The sequence below is a fragment of the Pyxidicoccus trucidator genome (genome assembly GCF_010894435.1).
GTDB classification, from domain to species: Bacteria; Myxococcota; Myxococcia; order Myxococcales; family Myxococcaceae; genus Myxococcus; species Myxococcus trucidator.
Map to the genome: position 1 here is coordinate 34,691 of NZ_JAAIXZ010000024.1, position 11,100 is coordinate 45,790.

The 11,100-nt window shown below is 71.8% G+C and carries 7 protein-coding genes; 4 read left to right on the plus strand and 3 right to left on the minus strand.

The window, feature by feature from the left end:
* Positions 1-19 precede the first annotated feature (19 nt).
* Entirely contained in the window at positions 20-1,324 is a 1,305-nt protein-coding gene (locus tag G4D85_RS42410; RefSeq protein ID WP_164019982.1) for an insulinase family protein, read from the minus strand.
* A gap of 431 nt (positions 1,325-1,755) precedes the next feature.
* On the opposite strand from G4D85_RS42410, the gene G4D85_RS42415 reads away from it, so the two are divergent.
* Complete coding sequence (locus tag G4D85_RS42415) at positions 1,756-3,528, plus strand: ATP-binding protein (RefSeq protein ID WP_240359830.1); 1,773 nt, start codon at positions 1,756-1,758, stop codon at positions 3,526-3,528.
* 1 nt (position 3,529) lies between these two features.
* On the opposite strand, the gene G4D85_RS42420 is transcribed toward G4D85_RS42415, so the two are convergent.
* Positions 3,530-5,401, minus strand: coding sequence for a S53 family peptidase (locus tag G4D85_RS42420; protein WP_164019983.1), 1,872 nt, complete (start codon positions 5,399-5,401; stop codon positions 3,530-3,532).
* A gap of 39 nt (positions 5,402-5,440) precedes the next feature.
* Positions 5,441-6,667 (minus strand): amidohydrolase family protein, encoded by a 1,227-nt coding sequence (locus G4D85_RS42425; protein ID WP_164019984.1) that lies wholly within the window; start codon positions 6,665-6,667, stop codon positions 5,441-5,443.
* A 169-nt stretch (positions 6,668-6,836) separates the two neighbouring features.
* On the opposite strand from G4D85_RS42425, the gene G4D85_RS42430 reads away from it, so the two are divergent.
* From G4D85_RS42430 to G4D85_RS42440, 3 genes are read left to right on the plus strand one after another with little or no spacing between them, the layout of a single operon-like run.
* Positions 6,837-7,373, plus strand: coding sequence for a nitrile hydratase subunit alpha (locus G4D85_RS42430; protein WP_164019985.1), 537 nt, complete (start codon positions 6,837-6,839; stop codon positions 7,371-7,373).
* 13 nt (positions 7,374-7,386) lie between these two features.
* Positions 7,387-9,636 carry a TOMM precursor leader peptide-binding protein gene (locus tag G4D85_RS42435; protein ID WP_164019986.1) on the plus strand — a complete coding sequence of 750 codons (2,250 nt, stop codon included), beginning with the start codon at positions 7,387-7,389 and terminating at the stop codon, positions 9,634-9,636.
* Positions 9,636-11,063 (plus strand): SagB family peptide dehydrogenase, encoded by a 1,428-nt coding sequence (locus G4D85_RS42440; protein WP_164019987.1) that lies wholly within the window; start codon positions 9,636-9,638, stop codon positions 11,061-11,063. The genes G4D85_RS42435 and G4D85_RS42440 overlap by 1 nt, the downstream gene beginning before the upstream one ends.
* The last annotated feature ends 37 nt before the right edge of the window (positions 11,064-11,100 follow it).

Consider the following 11,100-nt stretch of genomic DNA (forward strand, 5'->3'; position numbering starts at 1 on the left):
TCCGAGACGGCGCCCGCGCTCACGGGAGGACCAACATCGTCCGCACCCGCTCGGCGCGGAAGTACTGGCGCAGGTAGGGCGACATGACGCCGTAGGTGAGCGCCCGATTCACCTGCTCCTCCTGGAAGCGAAGGATGTCTACCCGGCCCGTGGCACGTAACGTCCGCGCGATGTTCACGGCCGAGCCCAGGCGCGACTGCGTGCGGAGTTCCTGATCCATCTGCCTCCGCAGCTGGTCGGCGGTGGTGTGGTTGTAGCTGACCCGCCCGCCCTGCTCTGCCTGGAACGACGCGCTGGGGCCCGCCTCCCTACCCGACATGCCCTCGAGCATCCGCTCGCCAAAAGACTCGAGCGTCCCTCGCATGTTGGTGGCCAGCCCTCGCGCTTCCTCCTCACGGACGTGCCGCATCAGGTCGACGGCACAGTCGATCACCGTCAAGCCATCCAGCTCCTGGTAGGTGGTCGTGTAGGAATTGCCGAGCGCGTACTCGTCCCGCTTGAGGTTCGCCCCCATCCACGACTTGATGGCCTCCATCGCGAACATCCCCTCGGCGTGCTTCCCCGAATAGCGGCCCGGCACCGTCAGCAGGAAATGAAGCCGCGGCACCTTCACGGACCCGCGCACGACCTCCATGGGCGAGTCCCCTGGAGCTTCCTCCGGGGCGGGCGGAGGGATGCGCGCGACGGGAGGAATGCGCTTGTCGGAGCCCACGCCCAGGGCGCCGGAGAAGGCCCTGGCCACCTCGAACTTCGCATCCGCCAGCGGCACGGGCCCGGACACCACCAGCACCGCATGGGCCGGGGTGTAGTTCGCCTTCACGAAGGACTGCACGTCTTCCAGGGTGAGGTGCTCGAGCGACTCGGGCGTTCCCCCCACGGGGCGGCCGTAGGGATGGCCTGCCAGCAGCTTCTCGTGGAGCCACCGACGGGAAGGCCCCGTGCCCTGAGCCTCGTAGCGCGCCCACAGGTCGTCCATCTGCCGTGCGCGCACCCTGCGGAAGTCCTCCTCGGTGACGTGCGCGAGGGGCTCGGACATCCTCTGGGCCTCCAGCTCCACCGCCCTGGCAAAGCGGGCCTGCGCCAGCGTGCTCCACAGCTCCGTATCGTCATACGTCACCGTGTTCCTCGACGTCACGTCCGCGGCCTCCAGCCGTGCCTCCAGCGTCTGGGCGCCAGCCCCCCCGTGTCGCGCCATCAACGAGAGGCGGGCCGCGAGCTCGGCCAGTCCTGTCTTGCCGGCGGGCTCGTCCGTGGCCCCGACGCGGTAGGACAGGTACACCGTCACCTGCTTCGCTCGGGGGTCCTCCCGTACCACCAGCCGCATTCCACTGGGGAAGACCTCATTCGAGACCTTCGCTGCCGTGGAGGGTGTGGGGTCCGCGGCCCAGGAGGGAGCGGGTCTCTCGGCCCAGGAGCGAGCGGGTCTCGCAGCCGAGGGGAGAGCGGGTCTCGCGGCAGGGGCCGGGGACGGCGCCGTCGCGCAACCCTGCATTGCGAGCCAGGGGAGCAGGACCCGGAACGGGGCCATTGCCAGACGAGAGATACGCGGAGAGAGAGACGACACGCGCGAGAAGCCTCCATGGACGCGGTTCCCCGCGTTGAGAGGCGGCACGCTCGCGCGGCCTGAGCGTGCGGTGCAACCCTTTTCCCGCGGCTGGCTCAGGGGCTCCGAGCTGGAAACTGGCGGGGGGAGTTGACAGCGCCCCCCTCGTCACTGAGCCTGCCTGACAGCCTTCCTGGAGTTGTGAGGCCATCATGCCGATGCTCGTCTACAACCTGGGTCAGCCCAACGAGGTGATGTTTCCCTTTGGGACGGAGCCCGTCACCATCGGCAGGGCCGACTCGCAGCCCATCTGCATCCCCCACGCCAGCCTGTCGCGCCAGCACGCGCTCATCGAGTGCAGCGACGGGCGCTACTTCGTCGTGGACCTGCAGAGCAAGAACGGCACGTTCGTGAACGGCTCGCAGGTCCGCCGCCAGGAACTCCGTTTCGGAGACACACTCCGGCTGGGCGACCTGCATTTCCTCTTCATGGACAAGAGCCCGTCCGTCCTGGCCGCGGACTCCAGCGCGGATGGCACGGGCCCGCTGGCGGCGCTGCGCCCCCAGGTGGTCCGCGCGGTCACCCGCGTGCCCCTCCAGGAGCTGGTGCGGGACGTGCCTTCCGGCGAAGAGCGCCCGAGTGCATCGGACGCCACGGAGAAGCGGACGCGCGACAAGCTGCGCATCCTCCTCGAGGTGGCGAAGCTCTTCTCCGCCTCCGACAACATCGACGTGGTGCTCGGCAGGATTCTCGACCTGGCGTTCCAGATCCTCCACGTGGACCGCGGCGCCGTCTTGCTCGTCAACGAGGCCACGGGAGAGCTGGAGCCTCGCGTCGTCAAGACGACGCAGGGCACTCCCGTGCATGGGCAGATCTACAGCCAGAACATCGTCGAGTACGTCATGCGCCAGAGCGTGGCGGCCCTCTTCTCGGACGCGACGCAGGACCCACGCCTCGATGATGCGCAGTCCGTCATCATCCACAGGATTCGCGCCTCGATGTGCGTCCCGCTCAAGCCCAAGGACGACATCATCGGCGTGCTGTACGTCGACAACCTCTCGCTCCCCAATCGCTACTCGGAGGAGGACCTCGAGTTCCTGGTGGCCTTCGCCAGCCAGGCGGCGCTCGCGCTGGAGAACGCGGCCCTCTACCGGCGCATCGAGCGGGAGACGGTGGAGCGCATGCAGCTCACCATGGACGCCAAGCTGGCCTCGCTGGCGGCGCTGGTGGGTGGGCTGGCGCACGAGCTGCGCAACCCCCTCAACTTCATCAACAACTTCGCCCGGCTGTCGGTGGCGCGGGTGGGCGAGTTGTCAGAGCTGCTGGGCGCACAACGGGCGGTGCTGCCGGCCGGGGCGGCCGAGGAAGTGGACGACGCGCTCTCCGGCCTCCGCGAGAGCACGACGAAAATCCATGAGCACGGCCAGCGGGCCGACTCGCTCATCCACGGCATGCTGCTGCACGCCCGCCGGCCCGCCGGAGTCCGGGAGGAGCGGGACCTGAATGCGCTCGTGGCGGAGAGCGTGGGCCTGGGACAGGGCGGCGTGCGAGGCCAGCCGCTCGAGGTGAGGGTGGAGGCGGAGTACGACGCGGACATGGGCCGCGTGGAGATGGTGGCCACGGACCTCTCGCGGGTGTTCATCAACGTGGTGGACAACGCCCTCTACGCCATGCGGCAGAAGCGCCAGCAGCCAGGCGCCGAGTACACGCCGACGCTGCGCGTCCGCACCGTGAGCCGTGGGGCCCAGGCCGAGGTGCGCATCCGTGACAACGGGCCGGGCATTCCCAGGGAGCTCGCCGAGAAGGTCTTCGAGCCGTTCTTCACCACCAAGCCCCCGGGCCAGGGCACGGGGCTGGGGCTGTCGCTCGCCCATGAAATCGTGGTGCAGGGACACCAGGGGACGTTCCGGATGGAATCGACCCCTGGTGAGTTCGCGGAGTTCATCATCACCCTGCCCAAGCGGGCGCGGGCCGGACAGCGCTGACCTACCTCCGACGGCCCCGGGGCCCCACCCTCGTGCCAGCCGCCGCGCGCAGCTGCGCGGGCTTCACCGGCCAGGCCCCCAGTGCCGCCGCGAGCTTCTTGCCATCCGGCGACCCCAGCCCGGTGCACGGGTTCCAGCTCCGCTCCGGGTTGGCCTGGAAGCCGCCGTTGTTTCCCTGGGAGATGGGCCGGCACACCTCCGTGCCCTCCTCCAGGCAGAGCCGGTACAGGTACGGGTTGATCCACCCCACGCGAGTCCCTGGCCCGTGGTTGGCTTCCAGTCCCTCGTTCATCAGCGCCAGCAACGCCGCCCACATCGGGGCCGCCGCGCTGGTGCCGCCCATGGTGTTCCACTTCCCCTGGAAGATGAACTCATAGCCCGTCATCCAATCCGCGCTGGCCGCCACGTCCGGCGTGCCCCGCCCGTGGAACGTGTCCACCCGCTGGAGCATCCCGATGTACCAGTAGCAGTCCACCAGCGGAGGGACTCTCGCCGCGTCCTGCCAGGCCGGGCGCGTGTAGAGACGGCTGATGCCGCCGCCGGTCGCCATCGGGTACGGGAAGGCCGTCTCCGCGTCCGGGAAGTCCAGGAACAGCATGGGCCGGGTCAGCGAGTTCCAGACGACCTCCGAGTGGATGGCGTCGTCCTTCACCAGGAGCGTCGTTCCTCCACAGGCCAGGACGTACGGGCTGCTGGCGGGGAAGTTGGCCGCCGGCACCGCCGTGGGCCGGCCGTCGGAGTAGGTGATGGGCGTGAGCGCCCCGCTGTCACCGCTCGACATGCACACCGAGATGCCCCGCCACGCCGCCAGGGCGAGCAGCTCGTTGATGATGTCGGCCTCGAGCTGCGTGGGCCCCTGGCCGGCGATCTCCGGGAAGGACCAGCTCATCGACAGCACCGAGGGCTTGTTCACCTCGTCGAAGATGGCCATGCACAGCGCGACGAGGATGCCGTTCACGCTGACGTCCCGCGAGTTGTAGACGGCGATTCTCGCTCGGGGGCACACCGCGCCCACCAGGGCGACGTCGAACGTCACCTCCACGTTGAAGCGGCCGTACCCGGGGATGTTCTCACCGACGTAGACGACCTCCGGGTACGGAAGCTCCAGGGCCTCGAAGTACTGACTCAGGTCCCTCTCGATGGCCGCCCCTCCGAGTTGGAGCAGCCCCACGCACTGCCCCTCGCCCTTCAGCTCCGGGTAGCCATAGAACCGCGCGACGTCAGGGGCGAAGTGCCCTCGGGGCACCAGCAGCTCCTTCAGGTGGGGAGCCTTCTTGAGCAGCTTCGGAAGGGGCTCCCTGCCGCTGCGCATGAAGGCATGGGGGCGCGACAGCTCACGGTCGTCCAGCCCGAAGATCCAGCGCACCTTCCCGGCCAGCGCGGGAGGCACGGAGGCGTCGACGAAGTCCCCCACCTTGCCCGGGGGAAGGAAGGCCGCGGCCACCGTCTCCGGCGTCCCGCTCACCACCACCATCGCCGCGGCCGGGAACACCCGCTCGATGTCCAGCCCCTTCTGGGCGACGAACGCCTCCACCGCCTCCAGGTCCTCCTGGGAGACCCCGAAGGCCTCCAGGTCTTCCGCGCCCAGGTGCTTGCGCCGGGCGGGGGGCAGCTTCGCCAGGGCCTCGGCGGAAGGGACGGCCCGCTGGCGCCGCAGCGCCAGGGTGGCGGTGATGCGTTCGGTATCCTCCTGCGGGGCCGCCTGCGTCCTGGGGACAGGGACAGGCGCCCTCCGGGGCCGGGCGAGGGGCGGTGCCTGCTTCGACTTCTCCAGGACCGCCCGCAGGTTTGGCCGGAGGCGGAGCTTCGCCTCCGGGGGGATGATGGAGCGGAGCTTCGGCTTGCGCCCGGGGGCGGGAGGCTTCTTCATCATGGCAGGCTCGCTGTCTGGCTTTGATTCGAGGAGGCGTGCCTAGCCGCGCACGCCGTAGAACCGGCACCCATTGTCCCAGAGTATCTTCCCCGCCACCCGCGAGCCCAACCGCTCGACCAGCAGGGCGGCGTCCTCCTGGATGTGCGGAGGGTGGTCGAGGTGGGGGAAGTCGGACGCGTACAGCATGCAGCCCTCCCCCACCGCGTCGATGACCTGCTCGAGGCCCGGCTCCGACGGCTCACAGGTGATGAAGCACTGCCGGGCGAAGTACTCCGAGGGCTTGCGCCGCACGTGCTCTGACACCGTCCACCCGTCGCGCTGCCAGGCCGAGTCCAGTCGCCAGAGCCAGAAGGGCAGCCAGCCACAGCCCCCCTCCAGCAGGCCCACGCGCAGGTTGGGGTGCCGCTCCAGCACGCCCCCCTCCAGCAGGGTCAACAGCGCGAGGGTCAGCTGCAGCGGATTGGCCGTGGCATGGATGCCGAACTGCGTGCGGGCATGCGCCCCTCCGGCGTCGGGCAGGCGGATGTGCGCGCCGCCATGGAGCCCCACCGTGATGCCCAGCTCCTCGCACCGCGTCCAGAAGGGCTCGAAGGCGGGGTCGCTCAGCAGCCGCCCCTTGACCTTCTGCGGGTGCACCGTCACCGCCTTCCAGCCCCACTCCGCGATGCGCTCCACCTCGCGCACCATGGCCGCCGGCTCATGCCGGCACAGCGCGCCCACGCCGCGCAGGAAGTCCGGGTCCGCCGCGCAGAAGCCGTGCAGCCAGTCGTTGTAGGCGCGCATCAGGGCCACCGCGAGCCGCGGCTCCATCTCGTCCACTCCCAGCAGGAAGAGGAACACGGTGGGATAGAAAAAGGCCCGCTCGACGCCCATGCCCCGCATCACCTCGACGTAGGAGGCGCCGTCGAAACCACCCCGGATGAGCGGCAGGTAGCGGGTGAAGGCGCCCGCCGCGAGGGGTGCCCAGACCTGGCGCGCCGTATCCGTGAGCAACGGCTTCCCATCCACCTCCAGGTACTGCAGGCCCGGCTCCGCTCGCGCCATGGCCTCCTCCACCTCCTCCACGTCCAGCCCCTCCCGCTCACACGCGAGGACGAGTCGCGCCCGCCACTCCACCTCTTCCTCCCACGTGCGCGCGGGGGACTCGGGAGTCCGCACCCGCAGCCGCTCGCGCAGCCCGCGAGGCAGGGAGTGGGTCCACGCATGGCTCGGCTCCACCACGTGGGCATCGACGTCCAGGATCCTCGGTCGCTTCGTCCTTCCCACTGTCGCTCTTCTCCTCGCGGACCGCCGCTCCCCCGACCCGGATGACGTGGCGCGGACCATACCGTCGCCGCGAGCACCGGACCATCCGGGCGCGCCGCGACGCGCGGAGTGATTCGTTGCGGACTTCGACAAGCCGCTGTTAGCATCCGCCGCCCTCGAAGGAGTGGAGATGGCCCCCAAGAAGAGCAGCCGTAGCGCAGCCCCCACGGTGAAGGCTCGCAAGTCTCCAGCCCGCGGGCCCGCGGCTCGCAAGCCGCCCGCCCTCAAAGCCCTGGCACGCAAGGCCGCCGCCCTCAAGGCACCGGCACGCAAGAAGGCACCCGCACGCAAGAAGGCTCCTGCACGCAAGAAGGCTCCCGCACGCAAGCCTCCGGCCCTGCGCGGCGGGCCGAAGCTGGTGACCAACCTCGGGCATGTGGTCGACCTCGACTGGCTGAAGACCTGGCCGCGCATCGTCGCCCGCGCCTGGAGCGACCCCGCCTTCATGGACAAGCTCAAGAGCGCGCCCACGAAGGTCTTCGAGGAGTACGGCCTGCCGCTGTTCCCCGACTTCGAGTACGCCATCAAGTCTGGCGCGGGCAGGCCCCTGGTGACGCTGAGCGTTCCCCCCCGTCCGGCCGGCGCCGGGTACGAGAGCGTGAGCGACATCACCACCGAGAATGGCAACTCGCGGCCACAGAGCTGCACCAACACCTGCGGATTCTGAGCGCGCCGCCCGCGTGGAGCGCGCCCCCGCCACTCGGGACTCCCGTGCTCCCATCCGGGCGTCCCGTCCCCTGGAGGTCCCCGCCTTCAAGGCGCACCTGCGGGTGGAGCCCCTCCCACCGGAGAGCGTCCGGGTCGACGGTGGCGGAGAGCGACTCCGGCTCCGGGGGCGCCTCTACTTCGACCTGACCCGCCTCATCGACGGGCGACGCACCGTGGACCAGCTCCTCCAGGCGCTCACCCGGCGGCACTCCGCGGCCGAGGTCCACTACGCGCTGGACCAGCTCGTGGCCCAGGGCTGCCTGATCGAAGCCGAGCCGGAGGTGCCCGGAGGACTCGCCGCGCACTGGCACGCGCTGGGCGTGTCCGCGCGAGCGGCGACAGCGGCGCTGGCGAAGTCCTCCGTGGAGGTGCGCACGCTCGGCGACGTGCCCGTGCGCCCCGTCCGCGAGGCGCTCCATGCGGAGGGGCTGCGCACCACGCGGCGGGGTGCTGCCCTGACGCTCGTCCTGGTGGACGACTACCTCCAGGCTCCGCTGGAGGGGCTCAACCGCGAGGCCCTGCGGACGGGCACGCCGTGGGTGCTGGCCCGTCCCGGTGGAGCGGTGGCGTGGCTGGGGCCCCGCTTCGTCCCGGGCACCACCGCCTGCTGGGAGTGCCTCGCCTGGCGTCTGCGCGCCAACCTGCCGCCGTCCCCACGCGTCGCGCGGCGCGGCGCGCCCGAGGGCCCCGTCCGTGCCGCGGCCCACCTGCTGGCCTCCGCCCTGGGACGACTGCTCGTCACCGGGGACGACGGGCTGGCGGGGACGCTCGTCGCGCTGGACTCGGCGCGGCTGCGCGCCGAGCACCACACCGTCGTGCGGCGCCCGCAGTGCCCCACCTGTGGAGCACCGGGGCTCGTCGCCTCGGGGCAGCGGCGCCCGCTCCGGCTCCAGTCACGTCCCAAGAGCTTCACCTCCGACGGCGGCCACCGCGCGCTGGGCCCCGAGGCGATGCTGGCCCGCTACCAGCACCACGTCAGCCCGGTGACGGGCGTGGTGTCCCTGCTGGAGCCGCTGCCCGGCGTGGAGGACGAGCGGCTGCCCGTCATCAACGCGGGCCTCAACCGCGCGCGCCGCGTGACACCTGACTCACCCCTCACCACCACCCGCGCCCTCAGCACCGGCAAGGGCGCCACCCTCCCCCAGGCGCGGGCCAGCGCGCTGGGCGAGGCGCTGGAGCGCTACTGCGGCGTCTTCCAGGGAGACGAGGCCCGCAGGCGCGCCCGGCTGCGAGCGCTGGGCGAGGCCGCGGTGGAGCCGCACCGCCTGCTCCTCTTCAGCGAGCGCCAGTACCGGGAGCGCGCCGCCTGGAACGCCACCCACCCGCTCCACGAGCACATCCCCCAGCCCTTCGACGCGGCGGTCCCTGTCGACTGGTCTCCCGTCTGGTCGCTGACGCACGAGGCGCGGCGCTACGTGCCCACGGCGTACTGCTACTACGGCTACCCGGAAGCGGAGGCGCCCTTCTGCTTGGCCGACTCCAACGGATGCGCCGCGGGCACCAGCCTGGAGGAGGCCATCCTCCAGGGCTTCTTGGAGCTGGTGGAGCGCGATGCGGTGTCCCTCTGGTGGTACAACCGCGCGCGCCGCCCCCGGGTGGCGCTGGAGGGCTTCGGGGACCCGCTCCTGAAGCAGCTCGTGGACGCGTACCACCGCCTCGGGAGGGAGCTTCACGTGCTGGACCTCACCACGGACCTCGGCATCCCCGCCTTCGCCGCCATCTCGCGCCGCACGCGAGGCCCTGAGCGCCTCTGCGTGGGCTTCGGCGCGCACCTGGAGGCCCGCCTGGGCGTCCAGCGCGCCATCACCGAGATGAACCAGTTCCTCCCGCTGGCCGGGAGGGAGCGCCATGACGGTCCGCACGGCGACGCGCAGCTCACGCGCTGGCTGGAGGACGCCTCGCTGGAGAACCAGCCCCACCTCGTGCCCGCGGACGTCCCCGCACTCGAGGCCCGTGAGTATCCGCGCGTCACCACGAGCGACCTGCGCGACGACGTGCGCGCGTGCGTGGAGCGGGCACGGCGGCGAGGCCTGGAGACGCTGGTGCTGGACCAGACGCGGCCCGACGTGGGCTTGCACGTGGTGCGTGTCATCGTCCCCGGACTGCGCCACCTGTGGCCGCGCTTCGGGCCGGGGCGGCTGTACCGCGTGCCCGTGAAGCTCGGGTGGCTGCCACACTCCACGCCGGAGGAGCGCCTCAACCCGCTGGGAGTCTTCTTCTGATGGCCCGGGCCCTGGCCGCCCTCTCGCCCTGGCTCGCCCTTCGCCCCGGCGCGTCCTTCGTCCAGCCACGGGGAGGGCCCGCGCGGGTGAGGAGCAGCGATGGCGACGTCACCCTCGGCGCCCTGCCCACTGCCACCGTGAGCGCCCTCCGGCTGCTGAAGGGGCAAGGCGCTCCCGAGGACGCGGTGCTGGAGCGCGCGGGCCTGGGAGGGCCGGAGGCGGCGGCCCACCTGCACCTGGTGCTTCGGGGGCTCGCGCGACGGGGGCTGCTGCGCTACGGCGTCCACGGACGAGGGGGCGCGCTCGCCACGCTGGAGCCCCTGTCGGAGCTCTTCGAGTTGGAGCCTGGGCCGCCGCCGCCAGCGCAGGCGCTGCGCCTGTCCCGCTTCGCGTACGTCCGCCAGGACGGCGGGGCGCTCGTGCTGGAGAGCCCCCGCGTCCGCGCGCGCGTCCACCTCGCCCCCGCGGCCCTTCCCCTCCTCGCGGCGCTCGCCGCTCCCACGACGGCACGCGATGCGGCGCACCACGCACGAGGAAACGGCCGCGCGGCGAGGGCGCTGGTGGCCCTGCTCGCCCGGGCCCGGCTGCTGGTGGCGGCGGACGCGGCGGGGGACACCGACGAGGAGCACCACCCCGCGCTGCGGCTCTGGGAGTTCCACGACCTGCTCTTCCACACCCGCACCCGCCGCCTGCTCCACGGCCAGCGCCTGGGCGCCACGCACCGCCTGGCGGGCCACGTCTCCCCCCTCCCGGCCGTCCTCCCTCCCCGCGCTCCCCTCCTCCCCCTGCCCCGGCCGGACCTGGACGCGCTCACCCGCGAGGACCCGTCCTTCACCGCCGTGCTGGAGCGCCGCCGGAGCGAGCGCCGCCATGGCGCCACACCCCTCACCCGCGCCCAGCTCGGCGAGCTGCTCTTCCGCGCCGCCCGCGTGCGGGAGCTGCACCGCGGTGGGCCCGAGGAGCGCTCCCGGCGCCCGGCCCCTTCCGCCGGGGCCCTCCACCCCCTGGAGATCTATGCGGTGGTGGGGGCATGCGAGGGCCTCGCGCCCGGCCTCTATCGCTATGAGCCGCGCTCTCACGGCCTGGAGCCTCGCTCGGGGCCGACCCGGGACGTGCGGGCGCTGCTCGCGGACGCGCGCCAGGGCCGCTCGCCCGTCCAGGTGCTGCTCGTGCTCGCCGCCCGCTTCCAGCGCGTCTCGTACAAATACGAGGGCTTCGCCTACGCCTGCCTGCTCAAGGACGCGGGCGTCCTCCTGCAGACGCTCACCCTGGCCGCCACCGCCATGGGCCTTGCCTCCTGCATGGTGGGTTGGGGCAATCCCGATACCTTCGAGCGCGCCGCCCTCACCCTGGGAGAGGAGGAGTCGTCTGTCGCGGAGCTGGTCATCGGCAGCGCGCCGACGGCCCGCTCACCTCCCGGGGCCTGACGGCGCTATCCTCCCGCCGTTCAAAGGGGAGGCCGAC